General features: G+C 60.0%; 24 protein-coding genes. 13 read left to right on the forward strand and 11 right to left on the reverse strand.

The features are described 5' to 3' along the window. Positions 1-116: 116 nt before the first annotated feature. On the forward strand, positions 117-821 hold the full coding sequence (locus NJC40_RS16240; RefSeq protein WP_492180570.1) for a methyl-accepting chemotaxis protein: 705 nt from the start codon (positions 117-119) through the stop codon (positions 819-821). A gap of 32 nt (positions 822-853) precedes the next feature. On the opposite strand, the gene NJC40_RS16245 is transcribed toward NJC40_RS16240, so the two are convergent. Together NJC40_RS16245 and NJC40_RS16250 are read right to left on the reverse strand one after the other, a co-directional pair. Next, on the reverse strand, positions 854-2047 hold the full coding sequence (locus tag NJC40_RS16245) for a benzoate/H(+) symporter BenE family transporter (RefSeq protein WP_045489896.1): 1194 nt from the start codon (positions 2045-2047) through the stop codon (positions 854-856). Between the two features lie 114 nt (positions 2048-2161). Further along, positions 2162-2620, reverse strand: coding sequence for a MarR family winged helix-turn-helix transcriptional regulator (locus tag NJC40_RS16250; protein ID WP_253142102.1), 459 nt, complete (start codon positions 2618-2620; stop codon positions 2162-2164). A gap of 82 nt (positions 2621-2702) precedes the next feature. On the opposite strand from NJC40_RS16250, the gene NJC40_RS16255 reads away from it, so the two are divergent. The 3 genes from NJC40_RS16255 to NJC40_RS16265 all read left to right on the forward strand — a co-directional run bounded on the left by NJC40_RS16255 (position 2703) and on the right by NJC40_RS16265 (position 5147). Next, the gene (locus NJC40_RS16255) at positions 2703-3872 is read left to right on the forward strand and encodes an aminotransferase-like domain-containing protein (protein WP_253142105.1); all 1170 of its coding nucleotides are present in this window, start codon (positions 2703-2705) and stop codon (positions 3870-3872) included. 47 nt (positions 3873-3919) lie between these two features. Beyond that, positions 3920-4522, forward strand: a complete 603-nt coding sequence (locus NJC40_RS16260) for a glutathione S-transferase family protein (protein ID WP_045494553.1) — start codon at positions 3920-3922, stop codon at positions 4520-4522. A gap of 238 nt (positions 4523-4760) precedes the next feature. Then, the gene (locus NJC40_RS16265) at positions 4761-5147 is read left to right on the forward strand and encodes a lysozyme inhibitor LprI family protein (protein ID WP_253142106.1); all 387 of its coding nucleotides are present in this window, start codon (positions 4761-4763) and stop codon (positions 5145-5147) included. A gap of 1 nt (position 5148) precedes the next feature. Here NJC40_RS16265 and NJC40_RS16270 read toward each other — a convergent pair whose 3' ends face one another. From NJC40_RS16270 to NJC40_RS16290, 5 genes are all read right to left on the reverse strand, one after another. Continuing rightward, the gene (locus NJC40_RS16270; RefSeq protein WP_253142108.1) at positions 5149-5835 is read right to left on the reverse strand and encodes a YkgJ family cysteine cluster protein; all 687 of its coding nucleotides are present in this window, start codon (positions 5833-5835) and stop codon (positions 5149-5151) included. A 265-nt stretch (positions 5836-6100) separates the two neighbouring features. Then, positions 6101-6472 carry a glutaredoxin gene (locus NJC40_RS16275; protein ID WP_492180346.1) on the reverse strand — a complete coding sequence of 124 codons (372 nt, stop codon included), beginning with the start codon at positions 6470-6472 and terminating at the stop codon, positions 6101-6103. 60 nt (positions 6473-6532) lie between these two features. Next, positions 6533-7078, reverse strand: coding sequence for a GTP cyclohydrolase I FolE (gene folE / locus NJC40_RS16280; protein ID WP_045489902.1), 546 nt, complete (start codon positions 7076-7078; stop codon positions 6533-6535). Positions 7079-7521: 443 nt separating this feature from the next. Continuing rightward, positions 7522-8079 (reverse strand): Smr/MutS family protein, encoded by a 558-nt coding sequence (locus NJC40_RS16285; protein ID WP_253142113.1) that lies wholly within the window; start codon positions 8077-8079, stop codon positions 7522-7524. Positions 8080-8154: 75 nt separating this feature from the next. Then, positions 8155-8745 (reverse strand): cysteine hydrolase family protein, encoded by a 591-nt coding sequence (locus NJC40_RS16290; RefSeq protein ID WP_045489906.1) that lies wholly within the window; start codon positions 8743-8745, stop codon positions 8155-8157. A 299-nt stretch (positions 8746-9044) separates the two neighbouring features. Between NJC40_RS16290 and prmB the strand changes: the two genes are divergently transcribed. Next, the gene (prmB, locus tag NJC40_RS16295) at positions 9045-9953 is read left to right on the forward strand and encodes a 50S ribosomal protein L3 N(5)-glutamine methyltransferase (protein WP_045489908.1); all 909 of its coding nucleotides are present in this window, start codon (positions 9045-9047) and stop codon (positions 9951-9953) included. A gap of 42 nt (positions 9954-9995) precedes the next feature. Here prmB and NJC40_RS16300 read toward each other — a convergent pair whose 3' ends face one another. Beyond that, complete coding sequence (locus NJC40_RS16300) at positions 9996-10784, reverse strand: hypothetical protein (RefSeq protein WP_045489910.1); 789 nt, start codon at positions 10782-10784, stop codon at positions 9996-9998. Between the two features lie 91 nt (positions 10785-10875). Beyond that, positions 10876-11862, reverse strand: coding sequence for an alpha/beta hydrolase (locus NJC40_RS16305; protein ID WP_253142115.1), 987 nt, complete (start codon positions 11860-11862; stop codon positions 10876-10878). Positions 11863-11973: 111 nt separating this feature from the next. Here NJC40_RS16305 and aroC point away from each other — a divergent pair, with 111 nt between their 5' ends. The 4 genes from aroC to NJC40_RS16325 all read left to right on the forward strand — a co-directional run bounded on the left by aroC (position 11974) and on the right by NJC40_RS16325 (position 15764). Then, positions 11974-13065: a chorismate synthase gene (gene aroC / locus NJC40_RS16310; RefSeq protein WP_045489914.1), complete on the forward strand. Its 1092-nt coding sequence runs from the start codon at positions 11974-11976 to the stop codon at positions 13063-13065. Next, positions 13062-14222, forward strand: coding sequence for an MFS transporter (locus tag NJC40_RS16315; protein WP_045489916.1), 1161 nt, complete (start codon positions 13062-13064; stop codon positions 14220-14222). Before aroC ends, NJC40_RS16315 begins: the two co-directional genes overlap by 4 nt. A 76-nt stretch (positions 14223-14298) precedes the next feature. After that, positions 14299-14835 (forward strand): acireductone dioxygenase, encoded by a 537-nt coding sequence (locus tag NJC40_RS16320; protein WP_253142117.1) that lies wholly within the window; start codon positions 14299-14301, stop codon positions 14833-14835. A gap of 239 nt (positions 14836-15074) precedes the next feature. Beyond that, positions 15075-15764 (forward strand): helix-turn-helix transcriptional regulator, encoded by a 690-nt coding sequence (locus tag NJC40_RS16325; RefSeq protein ID WP_253110262.1) that lies wholly within the window; start codon positions 15075-15077, stop codon positions 15762-15764. A gap of 100 nt (positions 15765-15864) precedes the next feature. On the opposite strand, the gene NJC40_RS16330 is transcribed toward NJC40_RS16325, so the two are convergent. Then, positions 15865-16143 carry a DUF3509 domain-containing protein gene (locus NJC40_RS16330; protein WP_045489921.1) on the reverse strand — a complete coding sequence of 93 codons (279 nt, stop codon included), beginning with the start codon at positions 16141-16143 and terminating at the stop codon, positions 15865-15867. A gap of 326 nt (positions 16144-16469) precedes the next feature. On the opposite strand from NJC40_RS16330, the gene NJC40_RS16335 reads away from it, so the two are divergent. Both NJC40_RS16335 and NJC40_RS16340 read left to right on the forward strand, forming a co-directional pair. After that, the gene (locus NJC40_RS16335; protein WP_253142119.1) at positions 16470-16994 is read left to right on the forward strand and encodes an ankyrin repeat domain-containing protein; all 525 of its coding nucleotides are present in this window, start codon (positions 16470-16472) and stop codon (positions 16992-16994) included. A 74-nt stretch (positions 16995-17068) separates the two neighbouring features. Further along, positions 17069-17593, forward strand: coding sequence for a hypothetical protein (locus NJC40_RS16340; protein WP_045489924.1), 525 nt, complete (start codon positions 17069-17071; stop codon positions 17591-17593). A 1-nt stretch (position 17594) separates the two neighbouring features. On the opposite strand, the gene NJC40_RS16345 is transcribed toward NJC40_RS16340, so the two are convergent. After that, entirely contained in the window at positions 17595-18521 is a 927-nt protein-coding gene (locus tag NJC40_RS16345; RefSeq protein ID WP_253142120.1) for a ZIP family metal transporter, read from the reverse strand. Between the two features lie 145 nt (positions 18522-18666). On the opposite strand from NJC40_RS16345, the gene NJC40_RS16350 reads away from it, so the two are divergent. Both NJC40_RS16350 and NJC40_RS16355 read left to right on the forward strand, forming a co-directional pair. Further along, entirely contained in the window at positions 18667-18858 is a 192-nt protein-coding gene (locus tag NJC40_RS16350; protein ID WP_253142122.1) for a PLDc N-terminal domain-containing protein, read from the forward strand. Between the two features lie 261 nt (positions 18859-19119). Beyond that, positions 19120-21207 carry an LTA synthase family protein gene (locus NJC40_RS16355; RefSeq protein ID WP_045489930.1) on the forward strand — a complete coding sequence of 696 codons (2088 nt, stop codon included), beginning with the start codon at positions 19120-19122 and terminating at the stop codon, positions 21205-21207. Position 21208: the final 1 nt, after the last annotated feature.

Below are 21208 nucleotides of genomic sequence, written 5' to 3' on the forward strand. Positions count from 1 at the left end.
GCATCGAGAAGCTTGCCCACTCGGCCCATGAGCTGTCAGCAGTGACCGAGCAGACCAATCTGGAGGTCGGCAGTCAGAAGGAAGAAACCGAGCAGGTCGCCACGGCCATGAACCAGATGACCGCTACCGTGCATGATGTGGCGCGCAATGCCGAAGAGGCCGCGCTGGCCGCGCAGAGCGCTGATGAGAAAGTCAGCAGTGGCCAGGCTGTGGTGCGTCAGAGCATGCAGTGTATCGATGCGCTGTCACGCTCTTCGGCGTCTGCCTGTGAGGGGATCGAAAACCTCAGCGCGCAGGTGCAGAACATCGATCAGGTGCTGGGGGTGATCAAAAGTGTCGCTGAACAGACCAACCTGCTGGCGCTCAACGCCGCCATCGAGGCCGCGCGGGCCGGTGAACAGGGCCGGGGTTTTGCCGTGGTGGCAGATGAGGTGCGGGCGTTGGCACGGCGTACCCAGCAGTCCACCGAGGAAATCGAAAGCCTGGTGGCCAGCTTGCGTGGCGGTGCACGGGCTTCGGTGGAGCAGATCCAGAGCAGTGGTGAGCTGGTCAAGCGCGCGGTGGGTGAAGCGCAGCAGACCGAGCGTGCATTGAGCAGTATTGCCAGTGCGGTATCGACCATCCAGCAGATGAATCAGCAGATCGCCGCCGCCGCCGAACAGCAAAGCTCGGTGGCCGAGGAAATCAACCGCAGCGTCACCAGCATTCGCAGCAGCGCCGATCAATCGGCGCTGGCCATGCGCGGCAACGCCGCCTCAAGCGTAGAGTTGGCGGCGCTGGGCAATGAGCTCAAAGGCATGGTCGGGCATTTTCGTTTGTAGCGTCGGCGCTGTTGCGTTGCGGTAGCGTTTGCTCAGCCCTTGCGTACATTAAGAATCAGCAGGGTCAGGCCGCCGGCAACAATTCCCCAGAACGCCGAGCCGACCGAAAACAGGGTCAGGCCTGAAGCAGTGACCATAAAAGTGATCAAGGCCGCTTCGCGCTCGTTGGGCTCGCTCATGGCCACGGTCAGGCCGTTGATGATCGAGCCGAACAACGCCAGCGCAGCGATCGACAGCACCAGCTCTTTCGGGAAGGCCGCGAACAGCGCGGCCAGGGTCGCGCCATACAGGCCGGCAATGGCATAGAACACCCCGCACCAGATCGCAGCGGTATAGCGTTTGCTTTTGTCTTCGTGGGCATGCGGGCCGGTGCAAATGGCTGCGCTGATGGCCGCCAGGTTGATGCCGTGGCAGCCAAACGGTGCCGTCAGCAACGAGGCCAGGCCTGTGGTGGTGATCAGTGGCGAGGCGGGGGTGTGATAGCCATCGGCGCGCAGTACCGCAATCCCTGGCATATTCTGCGAGGCCATGGCGACCACGAATAGCGGAATGCCGATGCTGATGGTAGCGGCCAGCGAGAAGCTGGGTGTGGTCCACACGGGGACGGCCAGCTCCAGAACGAAGCCGCTGAAATTCAATAGCCCCAGCGCGGCGGCCAGCGCAATCCCCACCAGCAACGCTGCCAGTACGCTGTAGCGCGGCGAAACGCGTTTGACCAGCAGATAGGTAAAGAACATGCCCAGCACCAGGCCGGTGCGGTGTTGCGCGGCGACAAAAATATCACTGCCGATCTTGAACAGAATGCCGGCCAGCAGCGCAGCGGCCAGCGAGGCGGGCAAGCGCTTGACCAGCCGCTCGAAACTGCCGGTCAGGCCGCACAGGGTCACCATCACCGCGCAGGTGATAAAGGCGCCTATAGCTTCCGGGTAACTTACACCGCCCAGGCTGGTCACCAATAACGCCGCACCCGGTGTCGACCAGGCGACGGTAATCGGTGTTCGATAGCGCAACGACAGGCCGATGCTGCACACCGCCATGCCCATGAACAGCGCCCATAGCCATGAAGAAATCTGCCCGCCGGTCAGGCCCGCCGCCTGGCCGGCCTGAAACATCAGCACCAGTGAGCTGGTGCAGCCGGTCATCATCGCGATGAAGCCGGCGACTACCGAAGATAGCGAAGAGTCAGCCAATGGACGCAGAGGAGTCTGCAGGGCGGTCTCGGACATGCGGGAATTTCCTTAAAGCGCGCAGGTAACAGGGCGCACAGCCTAAACCCAAGCCCGGCAGCGTATTGCGATACAGCGACAGGCGTATTGGCCCGTACAGTTGGCCGCCTGTCGTCAGCCCAGCGGCCCGTCACCTGGATGCCGGGTCTTGCCCAGCGCCTGGTTGACGGTCAGCCAGCCTTCGACAGCCTCCAGGCCCACCTCGGCAAATACTCGCTGCAAGAGCCTGACCTGCTCGCGACGCAGGGCGGCCTCGAACTTCTGCCCCTCGGCACTGAGCCCCAGCAGACGCTTGCGTTTGTCCGTTTCGGGCGTGGTGGTGTGCACCATGTTCATGGCAATCAACTGACGCAAGGGCACATTCAGTGCCTGTTTGCTGACCCCGAGCACGGTCAGCAGCTCCTTGACGCTGAGTTCCGGGTAGCGAGCGATGAAGAACAGGATGCGCTGGTGAACGCGACTGAACCCGCGTTTGGCCAGCATTTCATCCGGTTTTGCGGTGAACGCCTGATAGCCGAAGAAAAAAGCTTCCATGGCCATTTGTTGATTGGTGCAGTTTTTAAGGTCAAGCATGTTGACGTATCTGCCAATAGCATCGTAAGTTTTGGTCAACAATTTTGACGTATTCCCTTCTACCCGGCTACAGGTGAAAGTGATGGCTTTTTCTGAAAGAGTTTCACGCCTCAAAGGTTCCTTGATTCGCGAGATCCTTGCCGCTGCCCAGCGTCCCGAGGTCATGTCGTTTGCCGGTGGTCTGCCTGCCGAGTCGATGCTGCCGGCCGTACAGTGGGCCGAGATGCCGGTAGCTCTGGGTCAATACGGCATGAGTGAGGGCGAGCCGGCGTTGCGCGAAGCGCTGGCGGCCGAAGCGCGGGCGTTGGGGCTTGACTGTCAGGCCAGCCAGGTACTGGTTGTCAGCGGCTCGCAGCAGACTCTGGATCTGGCCGCCAAGCTGTACATCGATCGAGGCACCGAGATTGTCGTTGAGGGCCCCACCTATCTGGCCGCCTTGCAGATCTTTCAGTTGTTCGGTGCTGCCTGCCTTAGCGTACCGGTAGAAGCCGAAGGGCCCGACCTGGCAGCGTTGCGCCAGAAGCTCGAACAGCATGCACCCGCGTTCGCCTACCTGATTCCGACGTTTCAGAATCCGTCCGGCGTGCGTTACAGCGAACAACGTCGCGAGGCGGTAGCGGCGTTACTCGATGAGTTCGGTGTGACCCTGATCGAGGATGAACCCTATCGTGAACTGACCTTCGATGATGGCCGTGCCCGGCCCATCGTGGCGCGCTTGCGCAAGTCGAGCTGGATCTACACCGGTACTGTGTCCAAGACTCTGTTGCCCGGCCTGCGGGTCGGCTACCTGATTGCCAGTCCTGATCTGTTCCCGCACCTGCTGCGCTTGAAGCAGGCGGCCGATCTGCATACCAACCGCATTGGTCAGTGGCAGGCGCTGCAATGGATCGGCACCCAGCAATATCGCGACCATCTGGGTGTTTTGCGCGATTTTTACCGCGAGCGCCGTGATGCCTTTGACGCCGCCCTGCAGACCCATTTCACTGATCTGGCTGAGTGGAACACACCGCAAGGCGGGCTGTTCTTCTGGCTCACCCTGAAGCAGCCGCTGGACACTCGCACCTTGCTGGATGCGGCGTTGGCCCAGGATGTAGCTTTCATGCCGGGTGAGCCGTTTTTTGCCGACCCGCAGGCGAACCCTGGATACCTGCGATTGAATTTCAGCCATATTGACTCGTCACGTCTGGACGAGGGGCTACGGCGTCTGGCTGACGTGGTGCGTCAAGCTCTGGCCAAAGGGCTGGTCAAGTAAGTGTCGATCGTCTTCAAAAGTGCATTGATTTCATGGGGGAACGGCTGATGTACAAGATTCATGGCGATTACAACTCCGGCAATTGCTACAAACTCAAGCTGATGCTCAGCTTGCTGGGCCAGCCTTATCAGTGGGTGCCGGTGGACATTCTCAAGGGTGAAACACAGACCCCGGAGTTTCTGCACAAGAACCCCAATGGCAAGATTCCGGTACTGGAGTTCGAAGACGGCACCTGCCTGTGGGAGTCCAATGCGATTCTCAATTTCCTGGCCGATGGCAGCGCCTACCTGCCAAGCGATGCGCGTTTGCGCACCCAGGTGCTGCAATGGCAGTTTTTCGAGCAATACAGTCACGAGCCCAGTGTCGCGGTGGCGCGGTTTATCCAGTTTTATCTTGGCCTGCCTGCCGAGCGGGCTGAAGAGCATCGGCGCAAGCTCAAGGAAGGCTACCGTGCGCTCGCCGTGATGGAGCAGCAACTGCAACGTACGCCGTTTCTGGTGGCTGAGCAGTTCTCGATTGCCGATATCACCCTCTACGCTTACACCCATGTCGCGCACCAGGGTGGTTTTGATCTGGCGCGGTATCCGGCCATTTCGAGCTGGCTCGAGCGGGTCCGGGCTCAGCCCGGTTATGTCGGAATGCTGGACTGATCCGACGCTGGATCGCCTTGTCCGAGCGAGTGAAACCTAGACGCACACGAATAGAAACAGCGTCGCCTTGCGTAAGATTTTTTACCTATTGATGAGGGGCTTTTCAGTAGGGCTTGCAGTGGCGCAGTTTCTGCAATACCCGCTCTCGCTCCGGAATCAATCGCAATGATTTTTCATGGCCCACTGCTGGCAAAGGTCGACAACACAATGGCTTTTTCCAGCAGGGGAGTAAGGGCTCATGCTCGACGTAATCCGGACCGCGGCGGTCATTGTTTTGCTGACGTTTGCTGTTCAGGCACGGGCCGACGACTGCGACGACAACCAGGCGGCGATGAATCGCTGTGCGGCGGTTGAGCTGGCAAGGCTTGACCGGCAACTGAACGAGACGTTCAAGAACCAGCTGGCCTGGTTACAGGACGCCCGGAAAAAACTCGAATTGCGCAGTGCACAGCGGCAGTGGATCGCCTTTCGTGATGCTGACTGTCTGTATCAGGTGGGTAAGCTGGCGGATGCCGGAACCCTTGGGCCGATGCTGCAAGCCCGTTGTCTGGCCGCGCATACCGAGGTAAGAGTCAGGCAGTTGCAGGCCTATACGGCCTGTCGCCAGCAGGGGTGCCCGCGTTGATTCAGTGCATTGAATGAAACACCGCGTCCGAGTTGATGTGCTCGGTGACATTGAGCCCGGCAGCCAGCAAATGCGCTTTGAGGTTGGCTGAGTTACTGACCACTGCCCAGGGCTGCTCGCTTGGCAGGTTTGGCTCGTCCAGGCTGCTCAGGGCCTCTAGCAGTTGTTCTGGGGTAATGTGCCAGGCCAGTATGCCGTCGTTTTTCCATCCTGCCTTATGAATGCCCAGCGCTTCGCATAGACGCTTTTTGCGCTCAGCGTCCTGTCGATCCTGCTGGCGGGAGCGCTCGATCAGCTCGACCGCTTGAGGGTCGGTGTACTTGCCCTCGCGCCAGATGATTTCACCGGTGCCCCATGCTTCGGGCGGGCAGTCCTTGCCGACAGGCGAGGGCAGAATGGTCGGGTTGATCTCCAGCGGATAGATGCGGCACACCAGTGGGCGCTGTTCATAAATGGTACACAGGTTGTCGGCGCCCAGATTGGGGCAGCCGGCAACGATATCGGCTACCAGCAGGGTGATGACCTCTGCGTCCTGATCTCCAAAACTGGCCGCAAAGGCCCGCAAGGTCTGGTGCTGGTACTCTCCCGGCCTTCCTGACCACAGCGAGTCGCTGATGGTTTCGGTCATGAGTACCACGTTGTCGCCGCGCGCTGCCCAGGCCCGCGCCTCATCGACCGTCAGTGGCACGTATTTGCCCCGGCAGCATTTGCCACAGGCTGTGCAGTTGTACCTCAAGCCATCGTCTGACATCGCAATCGATCTTCTGCCGGAGCGGTCGCCTTGGCTCGGGCATGGATGAACACGCCGCCGGCCCGCTGATTTATCGAGGCAGGCAGCTTATCCGGCGGATTTGTATCCGTACCGTTAACATTTGTATCAAAATGAATACAACCGCCCCCGTGCCGTTCAGGACGGCCAAGGGGCTGTATTCAAGGCAGGAGGATTGAGCGCTTCAGACTGCGCCGAAGCGCTGATTGAGATAGTCGATGATGACTTTGGATTCGTACATCCAGGTCACTTTCTCGCCTTCCTGAATGCGCAGGCAGGGCACTTTGATCCGGCCACCTTCGTTGAGCAAAGCCTGGCGAGCGGTCTCGTCGTTCTTTGCGTCATGCAGTGCCACTGGCACATTGAGACGGTGCAGGGTGCGGCGGGTTTTTACGCAGAACGGGCAGGCATGGAACTGATACAGGCTCAGCTCTCGGGCGGCCTGCTCGACACTGGCCTGGGCCTGCGGGCTGCGCTTCTTGCGGGCCGGGCGGGTGATGAAGTCGCCGAAGACGATAAGTTGGCCAAGACCAACCCGCAGGGCTTTGATGATCACAGGCATACCTCTGAGTGTGGCGGAGCGGGCAGGGCACCAAGTGCCCTGCAGGGTTGGGGCTTACTTGATCAGGCTGAGAAACTCGCTGCGCGTGGCGGCGTTGTCGCGGAATTCACCGAGCATCACCGAGGTGATCATCGCCGAGTTCTGCTTCTCGACGCCGCGCATCATCATGCACATGTGCTTGGCTTCGATGACCACCGCAACGCCCAGGGCGCCGGTGACCTGCTGGATGGCTTCGGCAATCTGGCGGCTGAGGTTTTCCTGGATCTGCAGGCGGCGGGCATACATGTCGACAATGCGTGCGACCTTGGACAGGCCCAGTACCTTGCCGTTGGGGATATAGGCCACGTGAGCCTTGCCAATGAACGGCAGCAGGTGATGTTCGCACAGCGAATACAGCTCGATGTCCTTGACCATCACCATCTCGCTGGCATCGGAGCTGAACAGCGCATCGTTGGTGACTTCTTCGAGGGTCTGCTGATAGCCGCGGCACAGGTACTGCATGGCCTTGGCAGCGCGTTTTGGCGTATCGAGCAGGCCTTCGCGGGTGACGTCTTCACCCAGTTGACCCAAGATGTCGGTGTAATTCTGTTCCAGTGTCACGGGGCTGTGTTTCCGTATGGATAGCGATCAGGGCGCACATATTACCCGAGCCGGACGGTCAGGTGTATGGCCGCTGTGCAAATCGGTCAGGCGCAATTTCCTCGTCTTACGTCCGTGTATCCGTTTGCTTACCATCGTGCGACTCGCTCGCTACCTACTTTGACCCCGCCATGCAGTCTCATGCGGCAGGTCATTCCTGACCCTGATTCGAGAGTATGAAACGCATGTTGAGTCGAGTAGTGAAAATTGCGATGGTCGTTGCCGTCTTGTCGGCCGTATCCGGCTGCTGGCCGTTCTGGGGGCCGGGGCCGGGTGGGCACGGGGGTGGCGGCGGGGGTGGTGGCCATCATCAGGGTGGGCCGGGCGGCCATGGCGGGCCGGGCGGCGATGGGCCAGGTTTTGGCCCGCGCTGAGTCTGCCATGTGGGGTGTTGCGGGGCGACGTTACTCGTCGCGACCTTCAAGCATGGTCCGCCGCAACATCACATAGACCGCGCCCGCTCCGCCATGCCGTGCCTGGCATGAGCAAAAGCCCAGCACCTGCGGGTGCTGACGCAGCCAGGTGTTGACGTGGCTTTTGATCATCGGCCGCTTGCCATCGAGGCGCACCGCCTTGCCGTGGGTGACACGCACGCAGCGGATTTCAAGCCTGGTGGCTTCGGCAAGAAACGCCCAGAGGGTTTCGCGAGCGACTTCCACGTTCATGCCATGCAGGTCCAGGCTGCCTTCGAAACTGATCTGGCCCAGTTTCAGCTTGCGCATCTGCCCTTCCTGAACCCCGTCACGGGCCCAGTGCAGAACGTCCTCCGGGCCTACATCAATAACGAACTGGTCGGACAGGCCATCGACCTTGATCGACTCGTGGCTGGCGGTGGCCGACTCGCGCAAGCGATTGAGCTGGCGGCGGTCGGCCTTTGCCTTGCCGGTGTCGGCATAGGCCTGCTCGATGCGCTTGACGCCACGCATCTCGTTCTTGAACAGGGAAAAATCATCGTCTTGCATACAGGGCCTCCCCTAAGCCATCCAGTTCAACGGGTCATGATGCGGGCTGTTTCATGGCAAACAGCCCGGGAGGCGTCAAATCAGGTCTTTGGTCAGTGCGAGGGTGGCGAAGTTGTCCGCCATAATCGCCATTTCGGTACGGTGCACGACGTGCGCGCTGACCACGCCGTCCGGGGTCGGCAGGTCGCGGGTGGCACAGGCATCGTCGACCAGCGTGCAGCGATAGCCGTAGTCCTTGGTGGCACGTACGGTTGTACTGATGCTCGAATGGCTCATGAAACCGCACACGATCAGGTCCAGGCGGCCCAGGCTTTGCAGCAGATCATGCAGGCCGGTGCCGTTGAAGGCATTGGGCAGGCGTTTTTCGACGACGTGTTCACCGGGCAGCGGCAGCAGTTCCGGGACCAGTTGGCCACGCTCGCCTTGCGGGTCGAACAGGCCGCCCACAGTACCCAGATGGCGGATGTGCACGATCGGGCATTTGGCGGCGCGTGCCTTTTCTACCAGCAGGCCGATGTTGGTCAGTGCCTCATGGACGCCGCTCAGCGCCAGCGGGCCGCTGAGGTACTCTTTCTGGGCATCGATGATAATCAGCGTGGCATTGCTCAGGCTGGCCTGGGCGTGAACCCGGCCACTGAGTTGAAACATGGTCTTGGGAGAAGACATGGGGGCTCCTTCAAGTGGGGCTTGGGGACGCCTCTAAAAACTGCCCGCGTTGCCGGCCTTGCCAACACGTTTAGAGGTGCCCTTTTTGGCGCATTGTCCTCTCCCCGAGTCATTCTGTGAATCTTGACAATTGAGAACCGCGGTTTTAGCGGGCTGCAGGGCAGAAGATGTAGCAAAAGGTGATGGCTGTTTGCCTTGCTGGATGGGGCGCAATGGTAGACACTCCGTTGCTTTACGTCACTCGCGGGTTTGCGAGTCCTGCTAGAATCGCCCGCCGTTTTCCTCCAAGGAGCTTGCCCATGATCACTTCCCGTTTGCGCACCATACGCGATCATATCCGCTGGGCCGTCAGCCGCTTTCACGAGGAAGACGTATTTTTCGGGCACGGCACCGACAATGCCTGGGACGAAGCACGGCAACTGGTGCTTGGCGCCCTGAGCCTGCCTTGGGAAATTGCCGACAGCTATCTGGATTGCCGCCTGGAAATCGACGAGATTTCCGAACTGCAGCGGCTTATTCGCCGCCGTATCGATGAGCGCGTGCCAACCCCTTATCTGTTGGGTGAGGCGTGGTTCTGCGGCATGTCGTTCATTGTCGATGACCGTGTGTTGATCCCGCGTTCTCCAATTGCCGAACTCATTGAGGACGGTTTTCAACCCTGGCTGGCCCAGGAGCCAGCGCGGATACTGGACCTGTGCACCGGCTCGGGCTGTATCGGTATTGCCTGTGCCGACGTGTTCCAGGATGCAGAGGTGGTACTGGCCGATCTGTCCTATGCCGCACTGGAAGTGGCTAATCAGAATATCGAGCGCCATGGTGTGGATTCGCGGGTCTACACCGTGCAGGGCGATGGCTTCGATGGCCTGCCAGGGCAGCGCTTCGACCTGATCGTGTCCAATCCGCCGTATGTCGATGCCGAAGATTTCGCTGACATGCCGGATGAGTTCCAGCATGAGCCTGAACTGGCCCTGGCCTGCGGCAGCGATGGCTTGAACCTGGTGCGCCGCATGCTCGCCGAGGCGGCTGACCACTTGACCGAGAAAGGCTTGCTGATCGTTGAGGTAGGCAACAGCCAGGTGCATGTCCAGGCGCTGTATCCAGAGGTCGATTTCGCCTGGCTGGACTTCAAGCGCGGTGGTCACGGGGTGTTCATGCTCTCGGCCGAGCAGTGCCGCGAGCATCGCGCGCTGTTCGAGTCGCGTCTGTAAGACGCTACCGCCAAGGCCGGGCCAATTCCCGGCCTTATCGGCTTAGCGATGCGTGGCGATCCAGATCAACAGCCCGGCCTGAAACACCGCAAAGGTCACCAGGCAGGCGATGGTAAAGCGCAAACCGGCATCATCGCGGCGGTACTTGTTGACCCGCTCTTCATGTTTGCGGATGGTCACGTCCTGCTCTTGTAGCCGCTGCTCGGCTTTTTCAAGCATCTGCGCCGCATCGAGTATTTCAACGATCTGGACTTTTTCGTTGTTCCAGGTGCTGTGCAGGTTGCCGACCTGGACTTGCTTGACGCTGCCCTTCATGTGTTGCGCGTCAGCGTAGCCGACCTCGAAACCCTGGGTGCGCAGGAAGTGGTCGCGGCGCATCCGGGTGTCTTCATTCAAGCCGTCTTTGCTGGCCAGGTCAAAACTCTCGACCTTGTAGGTTGCCCAGCGCTTTTGCGCCCAATGGATGCCGGTTGCGATCAGAAAACGACCCAGGCCGCGGTTCCAGGGTTCGATCTGCAGGCCCGAGTCCGGCCCGAAGCGCACCACATGCTCAAGGTGGTCGACCCAGATATCCAGATGGTTTTGTTCGCGCCGCACCCGTTGCCCCGGCAACTGGATATTCAGGCGCAACAGGCTCAATTCTTTGCTGTGCCGCTCAGCCTGACCCATCTGGACGAAGCGCAGCGGGCGGCCGCCGGTCGCGCGATCGGTGGGCAAGGGCGCCAGGCGCAGCATCTGGAAATGTTCCGGGACGACATCGTCCCATGGCTTTGGCGGTGCGGCGTTTTCGCTTTCAGCGGTCTTTTCTACAGCGTCAATGGTATCGGTCATTCGTGGCGATCCTGTCCATGGCCTGTTGCGGCACACACTCTGCCAGTGCCTCGCTATCGGCTGGCAGCAGCAACACTTAAGCGCACAGCCTTCAAGGCTGCAGATTTTCGATGAACTGCAGGATCTGCCTGGTCAACTCGCTGGCCAGCGGCAAATCGGGGTTGCGATACGACTGCAGTTGTTGCTGCAGATCGTCAGGTACGATGCGCAGCACATGGTTCATGCCGTCGATCAACACCAGTTGCGCATCCGGCTTGGCTTGCTGCAGGCGTTGCGCGTCTTCGACCCCGACCTGAATATCGTTGCGTCCCTGCACGATCAGCGCCGGGACCTTGATCCGGGCGAAGGCCGCAGCCGGGTCCTGGCGTAACAGCGAGATCAGATACGGCTGGACGCTGGGCCTAAACACCACCATCAGTTCGGCCGGCACTTGCGCGTCGGTGTGGCCGGCTTTGAGGCTGTCGAGTAACTGTTGGCTGCGCTGCGCCAGCTCCGGTGGCAGTCGATCATTGAGTTGCTCGCGCAGGACCTGATCCACCGGCCGGCCCGTGCCACCAATGGCAATCACCGCGCTGGCGCCGGCCGGTCCTGCGGCCAGCGAAGCCATGAGTGCGCCCTCGCTATGGCCGAGCAGTATCAGCGGGCCGAGCCGCGAATCGGCCTTGAGCAGGCGACTCCAGGCCACGACATCGGCGACGTAACGCTCAACGCTCAGATTGCGCTCATCAGGGGTGGCAGGCTTGCTGGCGGCCACACCGCGTTTATCGTAACGGACACTGGCAATGTTGTGTCTGGCCAGGGTGATTGCCAGTTGCTTGAGGCTGTCGTTGCGTCCGCCTTCGGGGTTGTTGCCGTTACGATCGGTGGGGCCGGAGCCGGCAATCAATAGCACCACTGGCACCGGGCTGCTGGCACGCGGCAGCAGCAGGGTGCCATACAGCGTGCCGTTGCCGGTCTGCACACTGATCGGGCGCTGCATAACACTGGGTGTCGCGGCTTGGGCTGCGGTGCTGAGCAGCGCCACAGCCAGCAATAGCCATGCTGACAGGGCTTGAATCGTGGTTCGTTTCGGGTGCATCACAAAGCCATCATCAGGAAGGTAACGCTTGGACGCATGCGTTCGGCGAAGGTTCTAGTGTGTATACTGCGCACCTGCTTAAATCGAACTGGTTTTTCTCGGAGCCCCCGCATGTCCGGCAACACTTTCGGCAAGCTTTTCACTGTAACCACTGCCGGCGAAAGCCATGGCCCGGCGCTGGTCGCTATCGTCGATGGCTGCCCGCCTGGCGTTGAGTTGTCGCTCGATGATCTACAGCGCGACCTGGACCGGCGCAAGCCCGGCACCAGTCGGCACACCACCCAGCGCCAGGAAGACGACCAGGTCGAGATTCTCTCCGGCGTCTTCGAGGGCAAGACCACCGGTACCTCGATCGGTCTGCTGATTCGCAACACCGACCAGAAGTCCAAGGACTACTCGGCAATCAAGGACCTGTTCCGCCCGGCGCATGCTGACTACACCTATCACCACAAGTACGGGGTCCGCGATTACCGTGGCGGTGGCCGCAGCTCTGCGCGGGAAACCGCTATGCGCGTAGCGGCCGGTGCGATCGCCAAGAAGTACCTGGCCAGCCAGGGTATTACCGTACGCGGCTACATGAGCCAGTTGGGGCCGATCCCGATCGAGTTCAAAACCTGGGACAGCGTCGAGCAGAACGCCTTCTTCTCACCTGACCCGGACAAGGTTGCTGAGCTGGAAGCCTATATGGACCAGTTGCGCCGTGACCAGGACTCGGTCGGGGCGAAGATCACCGTGGTGGCCGAAGGTGTGATGCCGGGGCTTGGCGAGCCGATTTTCGACCGCCTGGACGCCGAACTGGCCCACGCGCTGATGAGCATCAACGCCGTCAAGGGCGTCGAAATCGGCGCCGGGTTCGCCTGTGTGGCTCAGCGTGGCAGCGAGCACCGCGACGAACTGACACCGGACGGATTCCTGTCCAACCAGGCGGGCGGCATTCTCGGCGGTATCTCTTCGGGCCAGCCCATCGTGGCTCATCTGGCGCTCAAACCGACCTCCAGTATCACCACGCCGGGCCGTTCCATCGACGTCGATGGCAACTCGCTGGAGATGATCACCAAGGGCCGTCATGACCCCTGCGTCGGCATCCGTGCCACGCCGATTGCTGAAGCCATGATGGCCATCGTGCTGCTTGACCACCTGCTGCGCCATCGTGGACAGAACGCCGATGTGCAAGTGACTACACCGGTGCTGGGCCAGCTGTGACGGAGCATGGCGGGCAGCTGCCTTATTGGCGGCTGTCCGGCTTTTACCTGTTCTATTTCGCCCTGCTGGGCTCTTCGGCGCCGTTTCTGGCCCTGTATTTCCATCATTTAGGCTTCTCCAGTGCGCGTATCGGTGAACTGGTCGCCATTCCGATGCTGATGCGTTGCATCGCGCCGAACCTGTGGGGTTGGTTGGGCGATTACAGTGGCCAGCGGCTGGCGATCGTGCGCTTCGGCGCGGTCTGCACGCTGCTGGCGTTCGCCTTGATTGTGTTTGATAAAAGCTATGCGTGGCTGGCGATGGTCATGGCTGTGCATGCCTTTTTCTGGCACGCGGTATTGCCCCAGTTCGAAGTCATTACCCTGGCGCATTTGCACGACCAGCCCGGCCGCTACAGCCAGGTGCGGGTCTGGGGCTCGGTCGGCTTCCTGCTGGCAGTGGTGGCGGTGGGCTTTTTACTCGAACACTTCAGCCTTGACCTGTATCCGTACCTGTTGCTGGTGATCCTGGCCGGTATTGTCCTGGCCAGTTGGCAGGTTCCCAACGCCCGGCCTGTCGATGAACAGAGCAAGGTCGATGGCGACGGTTTTTTTCGTCAGTTGACCCGCCCGGGCGTCATTGCGTTTTACCTCAGTGTCGCCTTGATGCAGTTCAGCCATGGTCCGTACTACACCTTTTTGACCCTGCATCTTGAATACCTGGGCTATGGCCGCGGTGCAATCGGTTTGCTGTGGTCGCTGGGGGTGGTGGCTGAAGTGCTGATTTTCATGGTCATGAGCCGCATCCTGCAGCGTTTTTCCGTGCGTCAGGTATTGGTGGTCAGTTTCCTGCTGGCCGCACTGCGCTGGATGATCCTCGGCCAATGGGCTGAATTGCCAGTCGTGCTGCTGTTTGCCCAACTGCTGCATGCCGCCACTTTTGGTAGTTTTCATGCCGCTGCCATTGATTTCGTACGCCGCAGTTTTGCCGGACGCCAGCAAGGCCAGGGCCAGGCGCTGTACGCCGCGCTGTCCGGAACCGGTGGGGCGCTGGGCGCGCTGTATGCCGGTTATAGCTGGAACAGCCTGGGGCCGGCCTGGACCTTCGCGATCGCCAGTCTGGCGGCGCTGCTGGCAAGTGCATTGATACTGTCTGGCAGGCGAGGGCGGGCGGTATGAGCCTTGCCGATCGGTCCTGCCGTTGTTTTTCGCAGGCGTCGTTGTGGCGCTGCATTTTCCGTTCAGGAGTTGCCTGATGAGCAGTCTGTTCGTCTATCACGTTTCCAGCCCCGAAGTCCCTTTGAAAGTGCTCAACCACCTGGAGGACATTGCACCGACGCTGGCCGAACAGGGCATCACCTTCGAGCGCTGGCCGGTCTCGACTGCGGTGGCGGCGGGCAGTTCGAGCGAACAGGTGCTTGCCAGTTGCCAGGCGTCGCTTGAGCAACTTGCCCGGCAGCGCCAGGTCAGCGTGCAGCAGGTCATCAGCCTTGACCGGCCGGCAGAGGCGGGCGATGAACTGCTGAGTGAGGAGCATCATCATGCGGGCGATGAAGTGCGCTGGTTCGTGGCCGGTCGCGGACTGCTTTATCTGCGCAAGGAAGAGTATGTCTACGCCGTGCTGTGTGAAAAGCACGACCTGATCAGCCTGCCCGCCGGGACGGCGCAGTGGTTCGATGTTGGTGAGCATCCTTATCTGGTGGCCATTCGTCTGTCTGCCAGCGCAGATGAGCTGCGTGCGGTTGCCAGCGGTGACGGGCTGGCCAGTCGCTTTCCACGCCTGGATGATTGATTACACCGCGGCCTCACTGGCGCGCTGTTGATGCTCATTATCTGTGTTGAGTGTCAGGTATATCCGTTCGGAAAGTAGGACGTTTTTCGTATAAAAGTCAGTAAATCCTGTTTGTTTTGCCTTAGGGTTTTAAACGGATTTATTCGTGTAAGTTGGTTCTGGATCACTCATCACCACGTGGGCTGCGGCGACTTTAGCCATGGCTGCGACCGGCAAGGGCCAGGACAATCAAGACGACAATGGACTTACTGATACGACAGATGGTCAGCAGCATTTCCGAACGCGATGGTCTTTTGGCCATCGAAAACGCACTGCAGTGGCTCAGGCAAGAGTGCCGTTGCGAGCGGGCTATGTTCTACCAGTTCAAGGGCTCGCTGCTGCTGACGTTCGCGGCGTCCAATCTGGCGCCGGCCGAAGCCGACTTTTTCCGTGGCGAACGCCAGCTTGCAGAAGATCCGGTCATTCGTTGCTATCGCAACCAGTTGGGTTTTCTCGACTGGCGCGATGCGCTGCGCCAGTACCCGGCGTCTGTCGAGTACCTGCAGATGCTCCAGCGTTCGGGGTTGTTGCCAGCGCAGTCTTACGGGTATACCAGCCAGTGCAGCGCGACCTCCGGGGTGATTTCGGTCTGTACCCTGGGCGCTATGCAACGCAGCCTTAACAGTGACGACAAGTACCTGCTGAGCAGCCTGGTGCCGGTGCTGCACATGGTTGGGCGCGGAACCCGGATGCGTGGCCATAGTCTGACCGAGCGTGAGCTGGAAATTCTGCGCTGGGCACGAGAAGGCCGCACGACCGCAGAAATCGCCCTGATCCGCGAGGTCTCCGAGTCGACGGTGAAATATCACCTCAAGACCATCTACGGCAAGCTGGGAGTCGCCAACAGAGCGCAAGCAGTCGGCGAGGCGTTGTGCCGCGGCCTGATCTAGTTTTTGCCATGCAAAAAAAACCGCGGCGTTGAGGCCGCGGTACAAGCGAGGGTGTGGAAACGCAAAGCGAACAGCGCTGCACTCAGGCAGCAGGGTCCAATCAACGGCTGTGGTAGGTCGGCAGGTCGAAACGATGCTGGCTTTGCAGCATGGAGATGGCTGGCAACTCACTGGCCTGGGCGGCCAGGTCACGACGGATGGCGCTGATTACCCATTCCAGCTGGACCGGGGTATGAAGCTGGGCATAGGACACACAACGGCGGGTCACTTTGCCTTCTTGATCGCGCAGGGTCAGCAATACACCGCCATCAGGACGAGCCTGGGTGCTGACGTTGTAGTCGGAGAATACAGAAGCGAATTTTTCCTGGATGAAAGTCATGTCTGGCGGCTCCGTTGATCAGTATTAACAAACTTGATCAATGGATTGCAGTGTCTGTGCCAGTATTGAATTTAAATAAAATGCTTATAAATCAATAACTTATATTTTTAGGATTTTTCACTCTTCGTGCAAATTGCATGAATGGCCATCCTGGGCACTGCATTTTGCCAGTCGTAGTACCTTCACAAACGCGAATGGTTCCCTGAACAACGTATTTTCTATCAGCGCCATAGAAGACACTGCTTTGACCCCAGGCGAACCCCCGGACAGACTGGCGGTCATTGTTTGCACAGTGTGTAAAGCCTGATTCTGCCAAGGAGTGATTCATGACCAATGCCCACCGCAACCCGCCGCAGGTGATGACCGACGATGAGGCTGCCGAGTTTGCCGAGCAGGTGTTTGATGTTGCTCGCCAAGGCAATGCCTACATGCTTGAGCGCCTGCTGGAAAAAGGCCTGCCGGTCAATCTGCGTAATCACAAAGGCGACACTTTGCTGATGTTGGCCTGTTACCACGGCCACCTGGCTGCCGTGCAGGTGCTGCTCAGGTTCAAGGCCGATCCGGAAATTCGTAATGACAACGGCCAGAGCCCGATTGCCGGGGCCGCCTTCAAGGGCGATCTGGCGGTTGTTCAGGCGCTGGTCGAGGCGGGGGCGCAAGTTGAAGGTGCCTCGGCCGACGGGCGTACCGCGTTGATGATGGCAGCGATGTTCAACCGCACCGCGATGGTTGATTACCTGATCGCCAACGGCGCTGACCCGCAGGCCCGCGATGCCCGCGGTGTCACCCCGCTGGGGGCGGCCCAGGCCATGGGTGCGACAGACACCGCCGAGCAATTGGCTCGTATCTGAGCGCATTTGATAGAGGCGTGCCGGATTTCCCGCTATCCTGCGCGCCTCTTACGCTTGCCCAAGGATCTGCGCCAATGAACGCTGCACTCGTCGAACTCATCAGTAAAATCAGCTCCGGCTGCATGGGCGAGCAGGACATCCAGCGCATCGCCGATGAAGCGGCCCAGGCTTACGCCGATGCCGATGGCTTTCTGGCCGCCAATCCCGACATCAATTATGACGATACCTTTCCAATTGCGCTGGGAGAGTGGGTGGTGGTGGGCAGCCTGCCCGATACCGTGCTGTTCCAGGCCGATAACTACATGGACCTGTTCAGCCAGATCACTGCATCCTTTGGTCCGGGCGTCGCGTTCAATATCAAGCCTAAACAACTGGCCAAAACCGAGCCACTGACGGCACTCAACCGTATTCAGGTGCAGTTGAGCAGCATGAACAAAGAGGCGGGTGGCTATGTACTGATGGACTTCAGCCAGCCACTGGACGATGAATTGCAGGCGGTGCTGGTGTATGGCTGTGACGAGCAGCGGGTGCTGGAACTGGCCGCCGAGTTGGGTATTCATGCCGCGCCCGCTCTGAAGGCGCTGCGCGGCGAGGCCTGATTCAGCCCAGTGCGGTATCGAGGAACATCATTACCGCAAAGCCGCCCATCAGGCCCAGTGTGGCAGAGGTCTGGTGGCCGTTGCGATGGGTTTCCGGAATCACTTCATGGGACACCACGAACAGCATCGCGCCAGCGGCCAGCCCCAGGCTCAGCGGGTAGGCGATGGCGAAGCCGCTGGAGATGCCCAGGCCCACCACTGCCCCCAGTGGTTCCATCAGGCCGGAGCCGATCGCCACCAACATCGCCTTCAGCGCAGAAAGCCCGGTTGAGCGCAGCGCCAGGGCCACGGCCAGCCCTTCCGGAATGTCTTGAATGGCAATGGCGCTGGTCAGCGGCAAGCCGACACTCATGTCGCCGCCGGCAAAGCTCACGCCAATGGCCATGCCTTCGGGCAGGTTGTGCAGGGTAATTGCCAGAACGAACAGCCAGACCCGGTTGATGCGTTCTGCAGCCGGGCCTTGCCGGCCCACGCTCTCGTGCTCGTGCGGGGTAAACTTGTCCAGGCCCAGCATAAGCAGCACCCCAAGCCCCAGCCCGCAGACGACCGTGGTCGCTGCCAGAGGCCCGCTACCGGTGATTTCCCGGGCCGCTGCAAGGCCTGGCAGGATCAGCGAAAAAGAGCTGGCCGCCAGCATCATCCCGGCGGCAAAGCCGAGCATGATGTCTTGGGTGCGCTGGCTGATGTCGCGCAGTAACACCGCCGCGATAGCGCCCAATGCCGTGGCTGCGAAGCCGGCGCTGCCGCCGAGCAGGGCGTGCTCAAGGTTAATCTTGTTGGCGCCCTGAAAGGCGTTGTAAAGACTGGCGATGCCCAGGCCCAGGATCATCAGCAGGGCCAGGAAAAACCCCAGGCTCAGCAGCGGCGAAGACTGGAACTGAGCGATCCAGGTAGAGCGTAGCGAGCGCAATGGCGCAGATGTAGGCATGAAAACGGCACCTTAATAGGAAAGCAACGGCGGCTATCTGGATGTCCGAGCCTGCAGGTGGCAGGTTGGTTCAATGCAAACTTTTACTCGCGCAGCGGTCTGCTGGCGTACAACCTGTACCAATAAATGCTTTGGAGCAATACCGGTGGGATCGACTTTCAACAGCCTGATCGGCTTGATTATTCTGGCCCTGGATATCTGGGCCATCCTGCAAGTACTTAGAAGTGGCAGCGAGGCGGGTATCAAGGTGTTGTGGATCCTGCTCATCGCACTGCTGCCAGTGCTGGGGTTGATCATCTGGGCGCTGGCCGGGCCGCTCGGCAAGCTGCGTGTCTGAGCGATTATCAGGCCTGGCGTGGCTGGGTGCGGGCGGTCTGATCCGGCAGACAGCCTGTTTATCTTCACATTGTTCGTAACTGACTGTAAGCCCACACAATTTTCACATTGCGTGGCTCATGATGCGCGGCGATCATTGACCGCCGTCGCAGTGCGTCGGCAGCACACCATGGATGGGGCGGTGCGCACTTCAGCCTGATCGGCATTGCACCCCTCTGTGGTCTGTAACAATTCCAACCCTGAATCCTTCGGATCTCCCTTTATGGCCAAATCGGACGCCCAGAGTCGGCATGCCTTGTCCCGGCTGCCTGACCCAACGCTGAAACATCATCTGCTTTATACACTGCTTAGCGGGCTGACCCTGATGGTCATGTACACGCTGCTGCGCATTGCACTGCTGGTGTATAACCGCGAGATGATCGGCGATACGCCGATCTCGACCTTCGTCGAGGCGTTGATCAATGGCATGCGCTTTGACTTGCGTCTGACCATCTACTTGCTGATTCCGCTGTTCTTCTCGGTGTTCAGCGTGCGGGCGATGCGTGCCCGGGGCTTTTTCCGTTTCTGGCTGACCCTGGTCGGCAGTATCACGCTGTTCCTGGGCCTGATGGAAATGGACTTCTATCGCGAATTCCACCAGCGCCTCAATGGTCTGGTGTTCCAGTACGTCAAAGAAGATCCGAAAACTGTACTGAGCATGCTCTGGTACGGCTTCCCTGTGGTTCGCTACCTGTTGGCCTGGGCGCTGGTCACCTGGCTGTTGAGCCTGGTATTCAAAGGTTTCGATCGTCTGGCCCGGCCTGCGCAGGGCGTGACTGCCAGCCGCGGTTTTTCTGGTGCCGTCGCCCCTTGGTACATGCGCGCCAGCGTGTTCGTGGTCATCCTGCTGGTGGCTGTGGTCGCCGCCCGTGGCACCTTGCGTCAAGGCCCACCCCTGCGCTGGGGCGATGCCTACACAACCGATTCGAACTTCGCCAACCAGTTGGGCCTTAATGGCACTCTGACGCTGATCGCAGCAGGCAAGAGCCGGTTCTCGGAAGACCGCGACAATATCTGGAAAGCCACCCTGCCACAGGATCAGGCCCAACAGACCGTGCGTGACATGCTGTTGACTGCCAACGACCAGTTGGTCGAGCCGGATATCGCTGCCGTGCGCCGTGACTTCAACCCGCCGGCGCAGAACACGCTGCCAATTCGCAACGTGGTGGTCATCCTGCTGGAGAGCTTCGCCGGTCACTCGGTGGGTGCCCTGGGCAGCCAGGCGAACATTACGCCGTACTTCGACAAGCTGGCCGAAGAGGGTCTGCTGTTCGACCACTTCTTCTCCAACGGTACGCATACCCATCAGGGCATGTTCGCGACCATGGCCTGTTTCCCGAACCTGCCGGGCTTCGAATACCTGATGCAAGAACCTGAAGGCAGCCACAAGTTGTCCGGCCTGCCGCAGTTGCTCAGTACCGGTCGCGATTACGACGACGTCTACGTCTATAACGGCGATTTCGCCTGGGACAACCAGTCGGGCTTTTTCAGCAATCAGGGCATGACCAACTTTGTCGGTCGCAATGACTTCGTCAACCCGGTGTTCTCCGATCCGACCTGGGGTGTGTCCGACCAGGACATGTTCGACCGTGGTGCTGAAGAGCTCAAAGCCCGTCAGGGCCAGGGCAAGCCGTTCTATGCCTTGCTGCAGAGTCTGTCCAACCATACGCCGTATGCCTTGCCCAAGGATTTGCCGGTCGAGCGGGTTACCGGCTACGGCTCGATGGACGAGCATCTGACGGCGATGCGTTACTCTGACTGGGCGCTTGGGCAGTTCTTCGAGAAGGCCAAGAAAGAGCCTTACTACAACGAGACCCTGTTCGTGGTGCTGGGCGACCATGGCTTTGGCAACAACCGCCAACTGACCGAAATGGACCTGGGCCGCTTCAACGTGCCGTTGTTGTTGATCGCACCGGGTATTCAGGACAAGTTCGGCAAGCGTAGCAGCATCGTCGGCACTCAAGTGGACGTGGTGCCGACCATCATGGGCCGTCTGGGTGGCAAGACCCGTCATCAATGCTGGGGGCGTGACCTGCTGAACCTGCCCGAGGGTGATCAGGGCTTTGGCGTGATCAAACCGTCTGGCAGTGAGCAGGTGGTTGCCATTCTCAGTGGCAATCACATCCTGATCGAACCGGTAGACATGCCTGCCAAGGTTCTCAAGTACACCTTGGGCACTACACCATCGGCCGAAGTGATCGAAAATGCGGCGCAGACTGAAGAACTCAAGCAAAAACTTGAAAGCTTCCTGCAAACCGCGACCAAGAGCCTGCTGGACAACACCGCAGGCGTAGAGGCCAGCAAGAACTGAG

It is taken from the genome of Pseudomonas sp. 21LCFQ02 (genome assembly GCF_024129895.2).
Classification (GTDB): domain Bacteria; phylum Pseudomonadota; class Gammaproteobacteria; order Pseudomonadales; family Pseudomonadaceae; genus Aquipseudomonas.

What these genes read in the sequence shown, in the direction of transcription:
- NJC40_RS16240 (WP_492180570.1), top strand. Translation starts at nt 117, where the DNA reads ATGACCGCTACCGTGCATGATGTGGCGCGCAATGCCGAAGAGGCCGCG.
- NJC40_RS16245 (WP_045489896.1), bottom strand. Translation starts at nt 2,047, where the DNA reads ATGTCCGAGACCGCCCTGCAGACTCCTCTGCGTCCATTGGCTGACTCT.
- NJC40_RS16250 (WP_253142102.1), bottom strand. Translation starts at nt 2,620, where the DNA reads ATGCTTGACCTTAAAAACTGCACCAATCAACAAATGGCCATGGAAGCT.
- NJC40_RS16255 (WP_253142105.1), top strand. Translation starts at nt 2,703, where the DNA reads ATGGCTTTTTCTGAAAGAGTTTCACGCCTCAAAGGTTCCTTGATTCGC.
- NJC40_RS16260 (WP_045494553.1), top strand. Translation starts at nt 3,920, where the DNA reads ATGTACAAGATTCATGGCGATTACAACTCCGGCAATTGCTACAAACTC.
- NJC40_RS16265 (WP_253142106.1), top strand. Translation starts at nt 4,761, where the DNA reads ATGCTCGACGTAATCCGGACCGCGGCGGTCATTGTTTTGCTGACGTTT.
- NJC40_RS16285 (WP_253142113.1), bottom strand. Translation starts at nt 8,079, where the DNA reads ATGCAAGACGATGATTTTTCCCTGTTCAAGAACGAGATGCGTGGCGTC.
- NJC40_RS16290 (WP_045489906.1), bottom strand. Translation starts at nt 8,745, where the DNA reads ATGTCTTCTCCCAAGACCATGTTTCAACTCAGTGGCCGGGTTCACGCC.
- prmB (WP_045489908.1), top strand. Translation starts at nt 9,045, where the DNA reads ATGATCACTTCCCGTTTGCGCACCATACGCGATCATATCCGCTGGGCC.
- NJC40_RS16300 (WP_045489910.1), bottom strand. Translation starts at nt 10,784, where the DNA reads ATGACCGATACCATTGACGCTGTAGAAAAGACCGCTGAAAGCGAAAAC.
- NJC40_RS16305 (WP_253142115.1), bottom strand. Translation starts at nt 11,862, where the DNA reads ATGCACCCGAAACGAACCACGATTCAAGCCCTGTCAGCATGGCTATTG.
- aroC (WP_045489914.1), top strand. Translation starts at nt 11,974, where the DNA reads ATGTCCGGCAACACTTTCGGCAAGCTTTTCACTGTAACCACTGCCGGC.
- NJC40_RS16320 (WP_253142117.1), top strand. Translation starts at nt 14,299, where the DNA reads ATGAGCAGTCTGTTCGTCTATCACGTTTCCAGCCCCGAAGTCCCTTTG.
- NJC40_RS16325 (WP_253110262.1), top strand. Translation starts at nt 15,075, where the DNA reads ATGGACTTACTGATACGACAGATGGTCAGCAGCATTTCCGAACGCGAT.
- NJC40_RS16330 (WP_045489921.1), bottom strand. Translation starts at nt 16,143, where the DNA reads ATGACTTTCATCCAGGAAAAATTCGCTTCTGTATTCTCCGACTACAAC.
- NJC40_RS16335 (WP_253142119.1), top strand. Translation starts at nt 16,470, where the DNA reads ATGACCAATGCCCACCGCAACCCGCCGCAGGTGATGACCGACGATGAG.
- NJC40_RS16340 (WP_045489924.1), top strand. Translation starts at nt 17,069, where the DNA reads ATGAACGCTGCACTCGTCGAACTCATCAGTAAAATCAGCTCCGGCTGC.
- NJC40_RS16345 (WP_253142120.1), bottom strand. Translation starts at nt 18,521, where the DNA reads ATGCCTACATCTGCGCCATTGCGCTCGCTACGCTCTACCTGGATCGCT.
- NJC40_RS16355 (WP_045489930.1), top strand. Translation starts at nt 19,120, where the DNA reads ATGGCCAAATCGGACGCCCAGAGTCGGCATGCCTTGTCCCGGCTGCCT.